The sequence below is a fragment of the Rhizobium sp. 268 genome, assembly GCF_036571585.1.
Classification (GTDB): Bacteria; Pseudomonadota; Alphaproteobacteria; order Rhizobiales; family Rhizobiaceae; genus Rhizobium; species Rhizobium redzepovicii.
Genome location: NZ_JAPPSO010000011.1, coordinates 264,911 through 283,421, shown reverse-complemented (window position 1 = coordinate 283,421; position 18,511 = coordinate 264,911). Strand labels below are relative to the sequence as shown.

The 18,511-nt window shown below is 62.3% G+C and carries 17 protein-coding genes; 8 read left to right on the top strand and 9 right to left on the bottom strand.

What is annotated here, in order from left to right; translation table 11 throughout:
• Positions 1–12 precede the first annotated feature (12 nt).
• A complete protein-coding gene (locus OS035_RS22725) occupies positions 13–1,122 on the top strand; it encodes a sn-glycerol-3-phosphate import ATP-binding protein UgpC (protein WP_097629159.1) in 1,110 nt (369 codons plus the stop codon).
• A gap of 16 nt (positions 1,123–1,138) precedes the next feature.
• On the opposite strand, the gene OS035_RS22720 is transcribed toward OS035_RS22725, so the two are convergent.
• The gene (locus tag OS035_RS22720) at positions 1,139–1,612 is read right to left on the bottom strand and encodes a cupin domain-containing protein (RefSeq protein ID WP_097629158.1); all 474 of its coding nucleotides are present in this window, start codon (positions 1,610–1,612) and stop codon (positions 1,139–1,141) included.
• Between the two features lie 90 nt (positions 1,613–1,702).
• On the opposite strand from OS035_RS22720, the gene OS035_RS22715 reads away from it, so the two are divergent.
• Positions 1,703–2,239, top strand: coding sequence for a hypothetical protein (locus OS035_RS22715; RefSeq protein WP_097629157.1), 537 nt, complete (start codon positions 1,703–1,705; stop codon positions 2,237–2,239).
• On the opposite strand, the gene OS035_RS22710 is transcribed toward OS035_RS22715, so the two are convergent.
• Positions 2,236–3,006: a TIM barrel protein gene (locus OS035_RS22710; RefSeq protein WP_097629156.1), complete on the bottom strand. Its 771-nt coding sequence runs from the start codon at positions 3,004–3,006 to the stop codon at positions 2,236–2,238. The genes OS035_RS22715 and OS035_RS22710 overlap by 4 nt on opposite strands.
• A 143-nt stretch (positions 3,007–3,149) precedes the next feature.
• On the opposite strand from OS035_RS22710, the gene OS035_RS22705 reads away from it, so the two are divergent.
• Entirely contained in the window at positions 3,150–3,938 is a 789-nt protein-coding gene (locus tag OS035_RS22705) for an SDR family NAD(P)-dependent oxidoreductase (protein ID WP_183777498.1), read from the top strand.
• A 201-nt stretch (positions 3,939–4,139) separates the two neighbouring features.
• Entirely contained in the window at positions 4,140–4,604 is a 465-nt protein-coding gene (locus tag OS035_RS22700; RefSeq protein ID WP_003590486.1) for an RrF2 family transcriptional regulator, read from the top strand.
• A 68-nt stretch (positions 4,605–4,672) separates the two neighbouring features.
• Here the strand turns inward: OS035_RS22700 and OS035_RS22695 are convergent, their stop codons facing one another.
• Positions 4,673–5,800, bottom strand: a complete 1,128-nt coding sequence (locus OS035_RS22695; protein ID WP_097629154.1) for a monooxygenase — start codon at positions 5,798–5,800, stop codon at positions 4,673–4,675.
• A 261-nt stretch (positions 5,801–6,061) separates the two neighbouring features.
• On the opposite strand from OS035_RS22695, the gene OS035_RS22690 reads away from it, so the two are divergent.
• On the top strand, positions 6,062–6,838 hold the full coding sequence (locus OS035_RS22690) for a metallophosphoesterase family protein (RefSeq protein ID WP_172643269.1): 777 nt from the start codon (positions 6,062–6,064) through the stop codon (positions 6,836–6,838).
• Positions 6,839–6,870: 32 nt separating this feature from the next.
• Here the strand turns inward: OS035_RS22690 and OS035_RS22685 are convergent, their stop codons facing one another.
• From OS035_RS22685 to OS035_RS22675, 3 genes are all read right to left on the bottom strand, one after another.
• Complete coding sequence (locus OS035_RS22685) at positions 6,871–10,056, bottom strand: efflux RND transporter permease subunit (RefSeq protein ID WP_097629153.1); 3,186 nt, start codon at positions 10,054–10,056, stop codon at positions 6,871–6,873.
• Entirely contained in the window at positions 10,053–11,231 is a 1,179-nt protein-coding gene (locus tag OS035_RS22680; protein WP_097629152.1) for an efflux RND transporter periplasmic adaptor subunit, read from the bottom strand. The genes OS035_RS22685 and OS035_RS22680 overlap by 4 nt, the downstream gene beginning before the upstream one ends.
• Before the next feature lie 260 nt (positions 11,232–11,491).
• A complete protein-coding gene (locus tag OS035_RS22675) occupies positions 11,492–13,036 on the bottom strand; it encodes a cation:proton antiporter (protein WP_097629151.1) in 1,545 nt (514 codons plus the stop codon).
• Between the two features lie 244 nt (positions 13,037–13,280).
• Here OS035_RS22675 and OS035_RS22670 point away from each other — a divergent pair, with 244 nt between their 5' ends.
• The 3 genes from OS035_RS22670 to OS035_RS22660 are packed head-to-tail and all read left to right on the top strand — an operon-like array spanning position 13,281 to position 16,495.
• Complete coding sequence (locus OS035_RS22670) at positions 13,281–13,745, top strand: MarR family winged helix-turn-helix transcriptional regulator (protein ID WP_003590495.1); 465 nt, start codon at positions 13,281–13,283, stop codon at positions 13,743–13,745.
• Positions 13,738–14,961 carry an HlyD family secretion protein gene (locus tag OS035_RS22665; protein ID WP_097629150.1) on the top strand — a complete coding sequence of 408 codons (1,224 nt, stop codon included), beginning with the start codon at positions 13,738–13,740 and terminating at the stop codon, positions 14,959–14,961. The genes OS035_RS22670 and OS035_RS22665 overlap by 8 nt, the downstream gene beginning before the upstream one ends.
• Positions 14,954–16,495: a DHA2 family efflux MFS transporter permease subunit gene (locus OS035_RS22660; RefSeq protein ID WP_097629149.1), complete on the top strand. Its 1,542-nt coding sequence runs from the start codon at positions 14,954–14,956 to the stop codon at positions 16,493–16,495. The genes OS035_RS22665 and OS035_RS22660 overlap by 8 nt, the downstream gene beginning before the upstream one ends.
• A gap of 60 nt (positions 16,496–16,555) precedes the next feature.
• Here OS035_RS22660 and OS035_RS22655 read toward each other — a convergent pair whose 3' ends face one another.
• The 3 genes from OS035_RS22655 to OS035_RS22645 are packed head-to-tail and all read right to left on the bottom strand — an operon-like array spanning position 16,556 to position 18,489.
• Positions 16,556–17,173, bottom strand: coding sequence for a DNA-3-methyladenine glycosylase (locus OS035_RS22655; RefSeq protein WP_097629148.1), 618 nt, complete (start codon positions 17,171–17,173; stop codon positions 16,556–16,558).
• A 53-nt stretch (positions 17,174–17,226) separates the two neighbouring features.
• Positions 17,227–17,541, bottom strand: coding sequence for a hypothetical protein (locus OS035_RS22650; RefSeq protein WP_097629147.1), 315 nt, complete (start codon positions 17,539–17,541; stop codon positions 17,227–17,229).
• Positions 17,542–17,580: 39 nt separating this feature from the next.
• Positions 17,581–18,489, bottom strand: a complete 909-nt coding sequence (locus tag OS035_RS22645) for a LysR family transcriptional regulator (RefSeq protein WP_097629146.1) — start codon at positions 18,487–18,489, stop codon at positions 17,581–17,583.
• Positions 18,490–18,511: the final 22 nt, after the last annotated feature.

Below are 18,511 nucleotides of genomic sequence, written 5' to 3'. Positions count from 1 at the left end.
AGGAGCAGTCCTGTGGCACCGATCTCAATCCGTGATGTGAAGAAGAGCTACGGCAAGACTCCCGTCGTTCACGGCGTCGACCTGGAGATCCAGTCCGGCGAATTCATCGTCATCCTCGGCCCGTCCGGCTGCGGCAAGTCCACGCTGCTGCGCATGATCGCCGGCCTCGAGGAAATCAGCGGCGGTGAAATCGCCATCGACGGCCGGGTCGTCAACCAGTTGGAGCCGCGCGAGCGCGGCTGCGCCATGGTGTTCCAGAACTATGCGCTCTATCCGCATATGACCGTCGCCGAGAATATCGGTTATGCCCTGAAGGTGGCCGGTGTGGCGAAGGCCGAACGCAGCCGCCGCGTCGCCGAGGTCGCCAAAGCGCTCAGCCTCGAACCCTTCCTCGACCGCCGGCCGGCCGCCCTTTCCGGCGGCCAGCGCCAGCGCGTCGCCATGGGGCGAGCGATGATCCGCGAACCGAAGGTGTTCCTCTTCGACGAGCCGCTGTCGAACCTCGACGCCAAGCTGCGCATCGCCATGCGCGCTGAAATCCGCCGCCTGCACCGCCGCCTCGGCGCCACCTCGATCTTCGTCACGCATGACCAGACCGAGGCGATGACACTGGCCGACCGGCTGGTGGTGATGAATGGCGGCAGGGTGGAGCAGGTCGGCACGCCTGAGGAAGTCTATCATCATCCGGTCTCGCGCTTCGTCGCCGGCTTCGTCGGCACGCCGGCGATGAACCTGCTCGAAGGCACGATCAACGATGAAGGCGTCTTCGTCTATGACCAGAGCCGCAAGATCGCGCTGCCGCGCGAACGCGCCGCAGCGCTGAAAGGCAAACGCGTCGTGCTCGGCATGCGCGCCGAGGCTGCCCGTCTGGTGGCCCCGGATGCGCCCGGCGCCTTAGTGGCAACGGCCGACTTCATCGAGGAGCTCGGCGCGAGCCGCGTCGTTCACGCCGATTTCGACGGGCTGCCCTTCGCTGTGGCGCTGACCGAGGCCGTGACCGTGAAGTCGGGCGATCCGATCGGCATCGCGATCGACCACAATGCGATCCATCTTTATGCCGCCGATACCGGCCGGATCATCGAAAACTCGGCCATGAGTGGGGCGAATGCGGTTCACGCCTGACGGATGTCGGCATACATCAGCGATGGATCGGGTCGATCCAGGGCACGTCTTCAGGCTTTTCCACCGGCTCGATATCGAGATTGACGACGATGGGTTCCTGGCCTGAGCGGACGAGCACGCATTCCAGCGTCTCGTCGCGGCTGGCGTTGATCTCCTGGTGCGGCACATAGGGCGGGACATAGATGAAATCGCCGGGACCGGCCTCGGCGGTATATTCCAGGTGCTCGCCCCAGCGCATGCGGGCCTTGCCCTTGACCACATAAATGATGCTTTCGAGATCGCCGTGATGATGAGCGCCGGTCTTGGCATTGGCGTGGATCGTCACGGTGCCGGCCCAGATCTTCTCGGCGCCGGCGCGGGCGTTGTTGATTGCCGTCGCACGGTTCATCCCCGGCGTCTGGGCGGTGTTCGGATCGAGCGAATTGCCGGGAATGACCTTGACGCCATGCTCCCGCCAGTCGATGTGGTGATGCTCGTGATCGTCGCTCATGCCTTGCCTCCACCTTCGATATGAGGAACTTAAGTGGGCGCGGCACGGCGGCCAAGCGGATTTATCTTTGTGCGTCAGAAAGAGGACCCAATGAGCCACCTCCCGCAGATCGATTACGACACCGCTTCACAAGAGGTTCGGGCGGCGCATGACGAGGAAGTCAGGCTGCGCGGACGCATGACCAATATGAAGCGGACGCTGCTGCATTCGCCGGCCGCCCATCGCATCTACGCCGAATGGTTCACGCTGCGGGCCGAGCTCGACCCCATCATCAGCGACCGGGCGATCTGGATCTTTTCGCATGCGATTTCGAAGGCGGCGAAATCGAAGATCGCCGTCACCTTCTTTCGCCGGGCGCTGATCAACAAGGCTTTCAATCCCGACGCGCTCAAACTGTCCGAGGAGGAAGCTTTGCTCGACGCTTTCGGCAAGGCGATCGTCGCCGATTCCAATGCGGTCCCGACCGAACTCTGGGCGAAGCTGAAACAGCGCTACGACACCAAGGTGCTGGTCGATCTCGTCGCCTTTGCCGGCATCATGCTGGCCACTGCCGTCTTTAACAATGTCGTCGAGGTCGATTTCGACCCCGAGCTTGAAGCCTTTGCCGAAGGCGCAAACCCGACCTAACCGTCGAGCGAGGCGATCGCGGCCATGACTGCGTCGGCGCCGGGTCTGGTCGGCCGGTATTCCAGGCCGACGGCGCCGTCATAGCCGTTGGCGAAGATCCAGCCGAGGCGATGGGCTAGGTCGATGCCGCCGGAGCCAGGTTCGTTGCGGCCGGGATGATCGGCGACATGGACGTGGAAGACACGGTCGAGACGGCCGTCCAGCACCTCTTCGGTGCGTTCGTCCATCACCGCGGAATGGTAGATGTCGTAGACGATGCCGATCTCGGGGCGGGCGATGTCATCGATGATGTCGAGACCTTCGCGGGTCGAATCGAGGAAATAGCCGACATGATCGATGCGGATGTTGAGCGGCTCGACGCCGAGGCGCACACCGCCGCCTGCAAGAATATCGGCGCCGGCCTTCAGCGTTTCGGTGAGCGCCCGGCGCTGCTCCTTGCGGCTCACGCCCGGAAGATCGTTGCCGGCCTGGGCAATCAGCACCGGCGCGCCGAGACGCTTTGCGGCCGTGACGGATTCGGTAAGGCCTTTCAGCCATGCCTGCCGGTTGCCGGCGTCGGTCAGCGCGATCATCGGCTCGGCGACGAGGCTGGTGACGGCAAGGCCGGTTTCCCTCAGAACCGCCTCGATCGCGTCCAGATCCTTGTCGGTCCAGCGCCAGAATTCGATGGCCGTCAGGCCGCCGGCATGGGCGCGGCGGATGCGATCGGGAAAGCTGTCGCCTTCTTCGGCAAACAGCCACTCTATGCAGGCTGAATAACGTCGCATGAAAACTCCTCGCATGTGGGGATGCAGGCTGCGACAGATCGGTGCCCTCCGCAAGAGGCATCTCAGTGCTTGACGCGAGGTTTCATTGGCGGAACATTTGGCACATCAGGCCGGAACCGCCGGTCGCTTGCGCGGAGGAAAATATGGATCTGGGACTGAAGGGAAAGACCGCCGTTATAACAGGCGCGTCTGTCGGGATCGGCTTGGCGATCGCCGAGGGGCTGGCGGCTGAGGGGTCCAATCTCGTGCTGGCGGCCCGCGGCGGCGAACGGCTCGAGGCGGAGGCCGCCCGTATCGCCGAGAAGTACGGCGTCAGCGCCGTCGCTGTTGCCGCCGATGTGGCGACGGTCGACGGAACGAAGGCGATCATTGCGGCGGCGGCGGAAAGAGGCGGCGCCGATATCCTCATCAACAATGCCGGCACCGGATCGAACGAGACGGTGATGGAGGCGCCCGATGAGAAGTGGCAGAGCTATTGGGACCTGCATGTGATGGCCGCGGTGCGGCTTGCGCGCGGCATCGCCCCTCAGATGAAGAGGCGCGGCGGCGGCGTGATCCTGCACAATGCCTCGATCTGCGCCGTCCAGCCGCTCTGGTACGAGCCGATCTACAATGTCAGCAAGTCGGCGCTGATGATGTTTTCGAAGACGCTTTCGACCGAACTCATCCCGGACAATATCCGCGTCAACTGCGTCAATGCCGGCCTGATCCTCACCCCCGACTGGATCAAGACCGCCAAGCAGTTGACCGCCGAAACCGGCGGCAACTGGGAGGGCTACCTGCAGAGCGTCGCCAACGAGCATGCCGCCTCGAAACGCTTCGGCACGCCGGAGGAACTGGCAAACGTCTTCGTCTTTCTGAGTTCGGAGCGGGCGAGTTATTGCGTCGGCTCGACCTATTTTGTCGATGGCGGTATGCTGAAGACGATCTGAGCGAGACGACAGCGCAGCGCTGTAACACTTTGAACTTAGCGGTAGCGGCATTGCTCGGTCGGTTCCAAGACTGCCGGGCGGCCTGTGACGTTGCCGATATAAGCTATAAATAATAGCTATTTTGTTGTATGTTCACGCTTTTGACGCTATTTGCCTGCTATTGGCAGGGGTGAATACTGCGTTTTCTACAGGGCAATGACGATGCTGACGAAAAAGGGAAAATATGGGCTGAAGGCGCTGGTCGACCTGGCGCGGCTGGCGCCCGGCGAGACCGCCTTCATCAATGACATCGCCGCCCGTAATAATATCCCGAAGAAGTTTCTCGATACGATCCTGCTCGAACTGCGCAATGTCGGCATTCTGCGCTCGAAGAAGGGGCCGGGCGGCGGGTATTCCCTGTCGCGGCCGGCCTCCGAAATCCGCATCGGCCATGTCATCCGCACGCTCGACGGGCCGCTGGCGCCGATCCGCTGTGCCAGCCGTACGGCTTACGAGGCCTGCGACGACTGCGCCGATCCGGAAACCTGTCAGGTGCGGCGCTCGATGACCGATGTTCGTGACGCGATCGCCGCCATTCTCGACAATATGAGCCTCGAGCAATTCGTCGCCGCCGGCGGCCGCATCGACGGCCCCAAGGAAGAATTGCCGATCTCCGCCGCCAGCTGAATTGAATGCATGTCGCTCGGAAGTGTGTAGCGGTTCCGGGATAACGACATGCATCAAGACAAAGAGCTTTAGACGTCGCCGGGCTTCGACCGATATTCGCCTGCAGCACGCACCAGCCTGTCCCGTGGCAGCGATAGAGCGTAAATGCGGGCATTGCGCCAATGCCGGTCGAGATTGAGCCCGATGCCGGCCGATGTTTCCCCTGCCAGTTCGAACAGCGCGTTTGCGGTGTCGAGTGACGTTTCCCCGGCGAGGATCGCGGCCGCCGAGGCGGAGAAATGCGCGTCCGCCATCGCGGCCTCGACGGGATTGACCTGTGCAATGTCGAGTTTACGGCCAGCCCGTTCTAAGGCTGCCGCCGTCGCTTCGATGCGGATGGCGCGTTCGCCGATGCGGGGAAGGACCGTCGTGCCGGGATCGCCAATTGCTGTCATCAGGTCGCTCCAGGCGGCCCGGGCGATGCCGAGGCTGACACTTGCCTTGAGCAGCAGGCTGAGCGAGACACCGGTCGAAACGTCGGAGGAGGGGGGCGGCGCAATCGCATCGGCACTGACGTAAAGCGTGCCGACGATGGCCGTAGCCGATCCATTGGTGCGCTGGCCGAAGCCATCCCAATCGTCGACCACCTGCAAGCCTTCGTCGTCGCCTGCCAGGTAAAGGGTGACTGGACGGCTGGGTGGAGCGGCGGCGACAGCGGCGATCCAGTCGGCGAACAAAATACCGGACGCCTGTCGCGTTCGCCCGCTCAGGCGGTAACCTGGGCCTTCGGCCGTAAGCTCGGTTCCTTCGATAAAGGTGGCGCCTGCAAAGCGGTCCCCGAGCAACACGCGGGCAAACAGCGATGCCTGCAGATCCTCGGTCGCCTGGGTGCGCAGCGTTTCCAGCACACAGAAATGGTTTTCCAGCGCCTCGCCGATCGAGGCATCGCCCTCGGCAATGATTGCGACGATTTCGGCGAGCAGCGCGTTCGATACGTCGAGCCCTTGATGGTCGGGCGGAACAGTGATCGCCGTCAGTCCCGATGCCGACAGCGCGTCGAGTTCGGCAAAGGGCAGTACGCGGTTGATGTCGCGTTCGCTCGCCTGGTGCCGGAATGCGGCAGCAAGGCCGCGGGCGGTGGATATCGCCTCCTCTTCACTTTCGATGCGATGCGCGGGAGGCCTTTTTCTATCCTGAAACTGCGATACCGTTCCCATCGGTCACTCTTTCCTACGGCGCTCTGCGTCTTTTCGGATGGCGAAGAACGCTGCAACAGTTTGACTCGGCGCCTCGTGCCTTCCGAAAATCGCTCCAATCGTCGGGCCGATGGCAGGCATACAGGAGTGAGGGATCGGCCCTCGAATGATAAGGCCGGTTTTTCTACAAAACTCCAAGGCTTTGAATTTTCTTACCAGCTTGATTGCCTTGTTTTCGCCTCTACTTACCGGCAAGTGGGGCTTCCTTGATTGAGAAACATGATGAGCGATACTCTTGCTCGCAACGGCGAGGTTTCGAAAATGGCACGCCAGTCGAGACCACGTCTGACGCTGGATATTGCCGCGATCCCAACCTATGCGATCGGCGACATTCATGGGCGGTTCGATCTGCTTGCGAAAGCCGAGGCGGCGATCCTGCGCGATGCCGCGCGGCTGCCGGGGCGTAAACTGATCGTGACGCTTGGCGACTATATCGACCGCGGACCGGCATCGGCCCAGGTCATCACCCATCTCATGGCGCCGCCGCCGGATGATTTCGACCGTATCTGCCTTGCCGGCAATCATGAAATCGCCATGCTCGACTATATCGACGGCTGGATTTCCTATGACGAGTGGATGCGGATGGGTTCGGCGGAGTCGCTGAAATCCTACGGCCTCGATCCGGAGCATCTGCCGCTGGTCTTTCCTTCAGGCGCAAAGCTCGATTCCTTCCTGCGCCAGTCGCTGCCGCGCACGCATATCGATTTCATGCGGGCGATGCCTGTGATGCTGGAGACTCCAAATGTGATTTTCGTGCATGCCGGCATCAATCCGAAGCTGCCGCTCGACGAGCAGACGGACGAGGATCTGGTCATGATCCGACAGCGGTTTCTCGAAAGCCGGGTGCCGTTGCCGAAGCTCGTCGTTCACGGTCACACGCCGAACGACGAGCCCGACATACGGCCGAGACGGCTCAATCTCGATACGCGCGCCTACCGCAGCGGCAAGCTGACCGTCGCCCGCCTGTGGCAGGGTCAGGTGCATCTGTTTTCCACCTGACTTCCGCCTTCTCGGCCTCCCGCCGGAGCGGATCAGACCGTTTCGCTTTCAACCGGGACGGCCTCCACCGTTTTTTCCGCCGGCTGCTTGCGGCGCCAGCCGCGCAGCACGACGTAGAAGACCGGCGTCAGGAACAGGCCGAAGATCGTCACGCCAAGCATTCCCGAAAAGACGGCGGTGCCGAGCGACTGGCGCATTTCCGCGCCGGGGCCGGTCGCGATGGCAAGCGGTAGAACGCCGAAGATGAAGGCGAATGCCGTCATCAGGATCGGGCGCAGGCGAAGATGGCTGGCCTCGATGGCCGCTTCCACTGGCGACTTGCCCTCGTCTTCCGCCTGCCTGGCAAACTCGACAATCAGAATGGCGTTCTTGGCCGCAAGACCGATCAGCACGATCAGGCCGATCTGGGTCAGGACGTTGTTGTCCATTCCCCTCAGCGAGACCCCGATCAGCGCCGCGAGCACCGCAAGCGGCACGATGAGAATGATCGCGAGCGGCAGAACCCAGCTTTCATATTGTGCCGCCAGCGCCAGGAAGACGAAGACGACTGAGAGGGCGAAGATGTAGACGGCGGTGTTGCCGGTATGGGTTTCCTGATAGGCGAGTTCCGTCCATTCGAAGGTTGTCCCCTGCGGCAGGATCTTCGCTGCCAGCGCTTCCATCTTTGCGATGGCGTCGCCCGTCGATGTGCCAGGCGTCGGATTGCCCTGAAGCGGCACCGAGACGTACATGTTGTAGCGTTGGACAAGTGCCGGGCCGCTGGCATCCTGGATATCCATTAACGTTCCAAGCGGAACCAGCGCGCCGGTCGCCGATCGAACCTTCAGGGCGAGGATGTCTTCCCTGTCCATGCGATATTGCCGGTCGGCCTGCGCGCGAACCTGGTAGACGCGGCCGAACGCATTGAAATCATTGACGTAAGCGACGCCCAGATTGATGGAAAGCGCGTTGAAGATATTGGGGATCGGCACATTCAGAAAGCGTGCCTTGTCACGGTCGATCGCCAGGAAGTATTGCGGGCTTGCATCGGAGAATGTCGTAAAGACGCCGGTCAGCCCCTCGGTGGTGGCCGCGGCACCCATCATCTGGCGGGCGAGGCCGAGCACGCGCGTCATGTCGGCGTTTTCAAGATCGGAAATCTGCATCTTGAAGCCGCCGGAGTTGCCGACGCCACGCACGGACGGCGGCGGGATGGCAATGATGAAGGCTTCCTGGATGCTTTGCAGTTTGCCGTAAAGCTCGCCGATGATCTTGTTGGCGTTTTCTCCGCCTTCCTCACGTTCGGCAAAGGATTTGAACGGCACGAAGACGACGCCCGAATTCGAGGCATTGGTGAACGTTGCCCCGCTGAAGCCGGCAAATTGCACGGCGTTGCCGACACCCGGCACGGTCCGGGCGATATCACCCACCTGTTTGACGACGGCGTCGGTACGCGCCAGCGAGGCGCCGTCTGGAAGCTGTATGACGACGATCGCGTAACCCTGGTCCATGGTCGGGATGAAGCCCGCGGGAACGCGCGTGCCCATGTACCAGGTTGCTCCGAGCAGGCAGACGAAGGCAATCATCGCGGCTGTCAATCCGACCCAACTACGGACCAGATGCCGGACGATCCATGAATAGCCGGAACTCATCCTGTCGAAGCCGCGATTGAAACCGTCCGCGAGACCTCTGCCAAACCGTGCGGCGATATTCGCGCGCCGGGTTTCGTGGTCGTGGGTTTTCAGCAATATGCCGGCGAGGGCGGGCGACAGTGTTAGCGAATTCAACGCCGATATCGCGGTGGTGACCGAGATCGTCACGGCGAACTGCCTGTAGAACTGGCCCGATATGCCGGGAATGAAGGCTGTCGGCACGAACACCGCGATCAGCACCAGCGAGATGGCGATGACGGCGGTTCCGACTTCGTCCATCGTCACATGGGAAGCTTGCTTCGGTGTCATGCCGCGCGCCAGATTGCGCTCGACATTTTCCACGACCACGATCGCATCGTCGACGACGATACCGATCGCCAGTACCAGCCCGAACAGAGTGAGCATGTTGAGCGAGAAGCCGAACGCCAGCAGGATGGCGAAGGTGCCGATCAGCGAGACCGGAATGGCGACGATCGGTATGATCGCGGTTCGCCAGGATTGCAGAAAGACGAGAACGACGATCGCCACCAGGATGGCGGCCTCGGCGATGGTTCTATAGACCTCGCTAATCGAATCCGAGATGAATTCGGTCGTGTCGTAGACGATGCGATATTCCAGCCCCTCGGGGAAATTCTGGGAGATATCCTTCATCAATGTCTGGACCTGATGGGCCGTATCCAGTGCATTGGTTCCCGGCCGGGCGAAAATGCCAAGGGCGACCGCCGGGTCGTTGTTGAGGTAGCTGTTGGTGACGTAGTCCTGGGCGCCGAGTTCGATACGGGCGACATCCTGCAACTGCACGAGCCGGCCGGCGCCCGTCGATTTGACGATGACGTAGCGGAACTCGCGGACGTCGGAGAAGCGTCCGTCCGTTCGCACCGTATATTCGAAGGCGTTCTTGCCGGTGACAGGCGGCGCGCCGATCTTGCCGCCGGAGACCTGGACGTTCTGGTCCCGCAAGGCGGAGACGACGTCGTCCGAGGTCATGCCGTAGGCCGAGAGCTTTTCCGGATCGAGCCAGATGCGCATCGAATACTGGCGCTCGCCGAAGAGCTGCACGTCGCCGACGCCGTCAAGGCGAACGAGGACGTCGCGGATGCGGTTGCGGGCGTAGTTCGAGACGTAAAGCTGGTCATAGCGGTGCGACGGCGACAGCAAGTGCACCACCATCATCAGGTCCGGAGAACTCTTGTCGGTGGTGACGCCGAGCCGCTGCACCTCTTCCGGAAGGCGAGGCAGCGCGATCGAAACACGGTTCTGGACAAGCACCTGGACCTTATCGAGATCGGTGCCGAGCTTGAAGGTGATCGTCAGCGACATGGCGCCGTCGGCGCTGGAATAGGACGACATGTAAAGCATGTCTTCGACGCCGTTGATCTGCTGTTCGAGTGGGGTCGAAACGGTGTCGGCGATCGTCTGCGGATCGGCGCCGGGATAGGAGGTGCGCACGACGATGGTCGGTGGCGCGATCTCCGGATATTGGGAGACCGGCAATTGCGTATATGCGATGCCGCCGACGACGAGAAAGAGAATCGAGATGACGGCCGCAAAGATCGGCCGGTCGACGAAGAAGTGCGCAAATCTCATTGTCCGTTCTCCGCATTGGCGGCTTCAGGCGGGGTGTCCTGGCGCTCCTGCGGCAGTTTGGTCATCTGAGGCGTGATCGTCGATCCCGGGCGGGCGCGCATCAGGCCGTTGACGATGATCGTCTCGGTGCCGTCGAGGCCCTCGCGGATCACACGATAGCCGTAGAGCCGCGGGCCGGGCCTCACGGGCTTGGTCGAAACCTTTCCTTGCGCGTCAACCACATAGACGACGCGTTCATTCTGGTCCGAGCCGATTGCTTCGTCCGGGACGAGAATGGCCTGGTATGTGTTGGAGGCTTCAACCTGAATGCGGCCGAAGAGTCCGGGCTGAAGGACGAGATCGGGGTTGGGGAAGCGGGCGCGCAGACGAATGGTGCCGCTCTCATTGTCGACCCGGTTCTCAGCGAAGTCGAGTTTCCCCTTGAATGGCTTGGCAGAAGGATCCGAGATGGTGACGGATACATCCAATCCGCCGCCGCCCTGCTGAAGTTCCTTACCCATTTTGCGCGCCGTGTCGGCGAAATTCAGCAGGCGGCGCTCATCGACGTCGAAATAGAAATCGATCGGGTCGAGCGATACGATGGTGGTCAGCACGGTCTGGTCAGTCTGCACAAGGTTGCCGGCCGAGATCAGCCGGCGGTCGATGCGGCCGCTGAGCGGCGCTTTGATCTCGGTATATTCCATGTCGAGAGAAGCGCGATCGGCGGCGGCCTGCGCACCGCGGACATTGGCCTCGGCCGAATCGAACTCACGGCGGCGATCGTCCAGCGTCTGCGCCGCCTGGCTGCCGCTCGCGGTGAGCGATTGTGCGCGCTTAAACTGCGCATCGGCAAAGACCAGAGCGGATTGCGACGCTTCGAGCGTCGCCTTCGCCTGGCTAAGAGCGGTGACGAACGGCCTCTGGTCGATGACGAACAGCAGGTCACCCTGCTTGACCAATGCGCCGTCCTGGAAATGGATTTCCTGCAAGTATCCACCGACACGCGAGCGAACGGAGACTTCGTCGACCGGCTCGAAGCGGCCAATGAACTCGTCGCTGTCGACGACATCGCGAACGACCGGCTTGGCAACGGTGACGGGAGGAGGGGCGGACGGTGCGCCCTGTGCCATGGCGGCCAGGGGCATGAACGTGGTGATGCAGCCGAGCATCAATATCCGTCGAAGCACGTAAGTCATACCGGTCCCTCCAATCGCGACGGCCGATAGACTGCCGCCGAACCTAAGATAAGGTGATGTTATTTCATGTTTTGCTGCTTTGAACGAAGGCGTGGCCCCCGCGATTTCCCCCGGCGTTCAATCCATAGGAGGGAAGGCCGGCACGCAATGCACATCGGAAAAATCGTAACTTGTGGAACCGGATATAAACGGCAGCGGCGAAAAATAGCAAATGCCAATTGGCCGGGATTGCGAAATCCATCAAAACTTCATGGATGGCGTCAGCTCTCGACGATCTCGTCGCGGCCGGGCGGCAGGACGGCGAGTTCGGCCCAGTCGAGCTCCTGTTCCAGCATGTGAAAGACATCGTCGTCGATCTCGTCGGCGCGGCGCATCGCTGCCAGTTTGCGGCGTTTGGCGGCAATGACGCTGCGGCGCTGCTTATCGAGGCTGCTGACTTCGCGTGGATGTTTCCCGTCGGCGGTGATCTCGCGCTCGGAGGTGTAGACGTCGCGCAGGATGCGCGTGGATTTACCCTCGCCGCCGGCAAGTTCGGCCAGTGCCGCATCGATCAACGCGACCCGGGCTCTGGTGAGGTTGCGGTCGAGCGAGGTGTCCGGCTCGAATTTCAGGACGCTGATCAGCGGTCCGAGCGTCAGGCCCTGGACGATGAGGGTGCCGAGAACGACGGCCAGCGCACTGAGCAGAATGATGTCGCGATCGGGGAAGTCGATCGGCAGCGCGAGTGCAGTCGCCAGCGTCACGAGGCCGCGCATGCCGCACCAGCCGGCAAGCAGGCTGGTCGCAAAGGTGGGAACGGCCTGTCTGGTGTAGCCGCGCTCGGCGAGGAAGGTGATCACGCGGTTATAGAGGAGCACCCAGGCCAGGCGCACGCCGATGACAGTGACGAAGACCGCGGCGGCCAGGGTGATTGCGAAATTCAGCCGGCCGGGATCGAGGTCGAGGACGATCTGGCGGACCTGCAGGCCCATCAGCAGGAAGGCGAGCACGTTGAGCAGGAAGACCGCGGCTTCCCAGACCGAATAGGAATGAATGCGGTGGCGGGCGGTCTGGCGCTCGGGCATGTAGCGGGCGATCACCATCGCATAGACGACGATGGCGAGAATCGCCGAAAGGTGCAGCCGCTCGGCGATGATCCAGGTGCCGAAGGTGGCGACGAATTCGAGCAGGGTGCCGCCGAGCGTGCCGGCGAGCTTCAACCCGATCACCATGTACAGACGGCCAAGGAGATAACCGAGGATGAGGCCGCCTGGCACGGCGAGCGCCAGCTCCGCCAGGGCGCCGGTGAAGAAGGCGGGGCTTGCGGCGGCCGCCACCGCGGCGCTGAAGATCAGGAGCGCGACGGCATCGTTGAGAAGGCTCTCGCCTTTCAGGATCACATAGGTCTGGCGCGGCAGGTCGAAACGGTCGAGCATGGCGGTCGCCGCCGCCGCATCCGGTGGTGCGACGATAGCGCCGAGTGCGACGGCTGCGGCGAGCGGCAGGCCGGCCATGGTCACGCTGACGGTGGCAACGGCAGCGGTTGTCAGGACCACGGCGATGGCGGCGAGCGAGAAGAGCGGCAGCCAGTTGCGTCGCAACGTTCGCGGCGGCAGGTCATAGGCGGCGTCGAAAAGCACCGGCGCGATCAGCAGCGCCAGCGCCAGCTGAGGATCGATCGCGACCTCGGGTGCCCAGGGGACGGCGGCGACGATGATGCCGGCGATCGCCAGCATGGTTGGATAAGGGATGCGGAATTTCCTGGAGAATTGCAGGAAGACGATCGCCACCAGCAACAGCGTCAGCATGCTTTCGAAGAACGCCATCGAACCCTCCTGCGCACCTCCGGCGGAGGCGATGTCTGCCCGAAACTAGGGCTGAAGCCGGGCTGCCGCCACTGGACGGAAGTCTTGCACGGACAAGAGTGGCGAATTGCGAGCCTTCCGGTCGCAGCTGCGGCATTTTGGCTGCGCTTGCGAAATCCTGCGACCGTGCCCTTGCGCGCTCGGCATGCTCAATATATCTACCGATATTATAAGTATGCTTATAAATTAATGATCGCAGGTCTTCATGAGCGCTACTCCGACCCTCGGCTTCCTTCTCCACGACGTCGCACGGCTGCTGCGCAAGCGGTTCGAGCAACGTGCGAAGTGCCTTGGGCTGACCCGGTCGCAATGGCAGACGCTTGCCTATCTCTCGAATAACGAAGGCATCCATCAAGGCGGCCTTGCCGAAATCCTCGAGGTCGAGCCGATCACGCTGGTGCGCATCCTCGACAAGCTCGCCGAACGTGGGCTGATCGAGCGCCGCCAGCACCCGACCGATCGGCGGATCTGGCTGCTCTACATGCGCGACGAGGCGCACCCGCTGCTCGCCGAAATGCGCGAGCTTGGCGACACCACCCGCGCAGAAGCGTTGCAAAGCATTACGGCCGAGCAGCGCGAGCAGCTTTTCCACATCCTATCCGTAATGAAGACGAACCTGGTTCAGGCATGCCGGAGCCCGGTCGACGAGAATGAGACGAACGATGGCTGATCAATCCCCCCTCCGCGTCGTTGCCGACGCCAATGCCAAGACACCTGTCGAAGAAAACCAAGCCAAACAGCAGGAAACGGTAGCCGAAGCGCCTCCATCCAATTCAGCGCCGGCTGCTGCCGTGGCTGCGCCTGGCGGCAACAAGGTCCGCCGCCGGCGCAGTCTCACGCGGCCGATCCTGTTCGCCCTGCTGCCGGTCGCGCTCGTCGTCGGCGGCTATTATTACGTCAATGGCGGCCAGGTGATGTCGACCGACAACGCCTATCTCCAGGCCGATATGGTCGGGCTCACCACCGATGTCTCAGGCATCGTCGAAAAGATCGACGTGCATGAGAACGAGGCGGTCAAGGCAGGGCAGGTGCTCTTCAGCCTCAGGGCCGATTCCTTCAAGATCGCGCTCGATGGCGCCAAGGCGCAGCTCGGCGTGCAGCGCAACCAGATCATGAACCTCAAGGCCAGCTATCAGCAGTCGCTGGCCGAGATCACGCAGGCGCAAGCCGACCTGCCCTATTACCAGGATCAGTTCGACCGGCAGCAGAACCTCGTCAACAATGGCAGCGCGACGCAGTCGGCCTATGACGAGGCCAAGCACAATCTCGAAGCCGCGCAGCAGAAGGTTGCCGTCGCCAAGGCGGAAGCTGCAACCACGCTTGCCCAGCTCGGCGGCTCGGCCGACCAGCCGATCGAGGAGAACCCGCTCTACTTGCAGGCCAAGTCGAATGTCGACAACGCCCAGCGCGAACTCGACCACAGCGTCGTCAAGGCGCCGTTCGACGGTATCGTCACCAATGTCAACGCGCTGCAGGTCGGCTCCTACCTGCAGGCTTCGCAGCAGGCCTTCTCGCTTGTCGCCACCGATCACCTTTGGATCGCCGCCAGCCCGAAGGAAACCGAGCTCACCTATGTCAAATCAGGCCAGACGGCCGAAATCTATGTCGACACCTACCCGGGCGTGATGTGGAAGGGCAAGGTCGAGAGCATCAGCCCGGCCTCCGGCTCCAGCTTCTCGCTGCTGCCGGCGCAAAACACTACGGGCAACTGGGTGAAGGTCGTCCAGCGCATTCCGATGCGCGTCAGCATCGAGGACAGCGAAGGCAAGCCGCCGCTGCGCGTCGGCATGAGCACGGTGGTCGATGTCGAGACCGGCCATGCCCGCGGCCTGCCCGACTTCGTCAACAAGCTTCTGGGTCGGCCTCAGGGCAAGGATGATGAGTAACGCTTCTGCTTCTCCGGCGAGCCCGGTTGCCAATCGCGGTGCGATCACGGCCTGCGTCATTCTCGCCGTCATCATGCAGGCGCTGGACACGACGATCGCCAACGTCGCGCTGCCCTATATCCAGGGCAGCGTGTCGGCCTCTGCCGACCAGATCAACTGGGTGCTGACTTCCTATATCGTCGCGGCGGCAATCATGACGCCGCCGTCGGGCTTCCTCGCCGCCAAGTTCGGCCGCAAGCGCGTGCTGCTCGTTGCCATCGCCGGCTTCGTGGCGGCCTCCGTTCTCTGCGGCCTGGCGCAATCGCTCAATCAGATCGTCGCCTTCCGCCTGCTGCAAGGGCTGTTCGGCGCATCGCTGGTGCCGCTTTCCCAGGGCATCCTCCTCGATATCTATACGGTCGAGGAGCGCGGCTCGGCCATGGCCCTCTTCGGCGTCTCGGTCATGGTCGGACCGGTCCTCGGGCCCGTCATCGGTGGCTGGCTGACCGACAATATCAGCTGGCGCTGGGTGTTCTACATCAACGTGCCTATCGGCGCGCTTGCCTTTGCCGGTATCGTCGTCTTCGTTTCGGAGACGAAGAGGGATGTGCTCGCCAAGCTGGACTGGTTCGGTTTCGGGATGATGAGCCTGTTCATCGCCTCGCTGCAGCTCTTCCTCGACCGCGGTGAGCAACTCGACTGGTTCTCCTCCGGTGAGATCATGCTGGAAGCGATCATCTGCGCCGCCGCCTTCTATCTGCTTCTGGTGCATACGCTGACGGCGGAGAAACCCTTCGTCAATCCGAAGCTGTTCCTCGACCAAAATTTTTCGATCAGCATGGTCTTCATCTTCGTGATCGGTATTACCTATCTCGCCTCGCTGGCGCTGATGACGCCCTATCTGCAGACGCTGATGGGCTATCCCGTCATTACCGCCGGCATCGTCATGGGGCCGCGCGGGCTCGGCACCATGCTCTGCATGTTCATCGTCGGGCGGCTGGTCGGCAAGGTCGATACGCGCGCCTTGCTGGCGCTGGGCCTCGGGCTCACCGCATGGGCGATGTATGACATGACCGGCTGGACACCCGACGTCTCGCAATGGACGATCGTCTCGGTCGGCTTCATCCAGGGCGCCGGTCTCGGCTTTCTGTTCGTGCCGCTGACTACGATCGCTTTTTCCACGCTGCCCCCCCATATGCGCGGCGACGGCACCGGTCTCTACAACTTGTCGCGAAACATCGGCTCGGCGGTCGGCATCTCGATCGTCTCGGCGCTGATCGTCGAGAACACGCAGAGCAATCATGAATCGATCGCGGCCTATGTGACGCCGTTCAATCACGCTTTCAATGCGGTGGCTGCGCAGGGGCTCAGCCCGGTGACTGCGGCCGGCCGCGCCTCGCTCAACGAGGTCATCACCCTGCAAGCGACGATCATTGCCTATATGGACGATTTCAAGCTGCTGATGCTGATGTCGCTTGCAGTCATCCCGCTGGTGCTATTGCTACGCAAACCGAAGGCAGCACCTGCCGTCGACCACAGCGCCGTGATGGAATGAACTCCAGGCGTTGCCGCACTTCTGGACGGAAAACTGCGTCACGCTTTTCGGCATCATGCTCTAGCGGAACGGCTTGCTGAGATAACGCGATCCCTGAATGCCGAAGCGCCATAGTGCTTCGGCATTTTTGGTGATGCCGATGCGTTTTCCCGAGACGATCGGCACCGGTGCGGACGGCGTGATCGCATAGGGCGGGCGATCGAGCAGCCTGTCATTGATCTCGATATCGATGCCGAGTGCCTGGCAGAGCTTGCCGGGACCACTGCAGAGCGACGTCAGCATATCGGTGCCGCGCCGCTCGATCATCACAGGAATTCCCGTTTCTGGCTCCAGGGCGCGGATGAGTGCAGCCGAGCCCGGATGGCAGACGAAATTCAGGCACCAGTACATGCCGTAGATGCGGTAGATATAGACGTTGCCCGGCTTGCCGTACATGGCGAGGTTGCGCTTGGTCGGGCCGCGGAAGCTGTGCGAAGCCTCGTCATCGGGGAAATATGCTTCGGTCTCGGTGATGCGTCCGCCGACGCCGTCCACGGTCAGATGGCAGCCGAGCAGGTCGCGAGAGACGGTGATCGCATCGCGCTCGAAAAACTTCCTGAGGCTTTCGCCGGTGAGCGTGCCGGTGCCGATCCCACCTGATATCGTTCCACCATCGGTCATATCAGACGCAGATAACATTCAACGCGCCTATCGTCATCCCAAAACCGTTTCATCTGTTTGCGCGACAGGGGTCAGCGGCCGGCGCTCGGATCGCGCATCGGGATCGAGGATGATGTGACCGAGACCGGGTCGCTCGCTGGGAAGGAGTCTTCCAGGCCCTCCTCCAGCTCTTCCTCGAGCAAAGCGGGGTCCTTGCTGCGCGCGCCGTCGCCATGGGCAGGTTCGATCGCTGCGGCAAGCAGGGCCTTGGCACGCAGGACGGCGTTTTCCGACGTCAGCTCAGGCGTGCTGCGCAGCGTCACGGCAATGCTGTCTTCGCCTTCGCCGCCGAATTCGACGACGAAGCCGTCTTCCGTCTGGTAGACGGTGATATCGTTGAGTGCCATGGCCGTTCTCCGCGGGCGCTCATATTAGCAAGGCGCATTTTAGTGAAGCGCGTTTTCGGAATTTTGTCGAGCGAAGACCTTTACCAGCCAGTCGATGAAGACGCGCACGCGCGGCGAAAGCTGGCGGTTGCGGGGGTAGAGCAGGGAAACCGGCGTGGGGGTCAGCGGAAAATCCTGCAGCACGCGGACCAGCGTGCCCGCGGCAAGGTCCTTTTCGGCGTGATAGCGCGGAATCTGGATCATGCCGAGGCCCATCCTCGCCGCTGAAATATAGCTTTCGGCGGCATTGACCGCGACGGTGGCGGGAATGGAGATGTCACGCACCGTGCCGTCGACGATGAATTCGAGCGGCAACAGACTGCCGGTGCTGCTGGAGCGGAAGCCAACCATGCGATGGCCGTCAAGCCGGTCAGGGTGCTGCGGCGGGCCATGGGTGGCGATATATTCAGGAGAGGCGAGTGTCACCTCATCGAGCAGGGCAACGCGCCGGGCGACCATGTCGCTGTCTTGCGGCGTGCCGACGCGCAGCACGCAATCGATGCCTTCGCGCACCAGATCGACCAGCCGGTCGCCCTCGCTCATGTAGAATTCGATCTCGGGATAGGTCTCTAGAAAAGACGGCAGGCTCGGCAGCACGAAATGCCGGGCGAGCGTGCCGTGCACATCGACGCGCAGCAGGCCCTTCGGCTTGGCGCCGGCGAAAGCGCCTTCGGCATCTTCGATATCGGCAAGGATCGACAGGCAGCGCTGGTAATAGGCTTCGCCGTCGAGCGTCGGGCTGACATGGCGTGTCGTGCGCTGGAGCAGACGCACGCCGAGGCGGGCTTCGAGCTGCTTTATCGCATCGGTGACGGTCGAGCGCGGCAGGCCGGTGTCTTCGGCGGCAAGCGTGAAGCTGCGGCGTTCCACGACGCGGCAAAACACGCGCATGGCATCAAATCTGTCCATCTAGTTGTTCGTAATTCCCGGA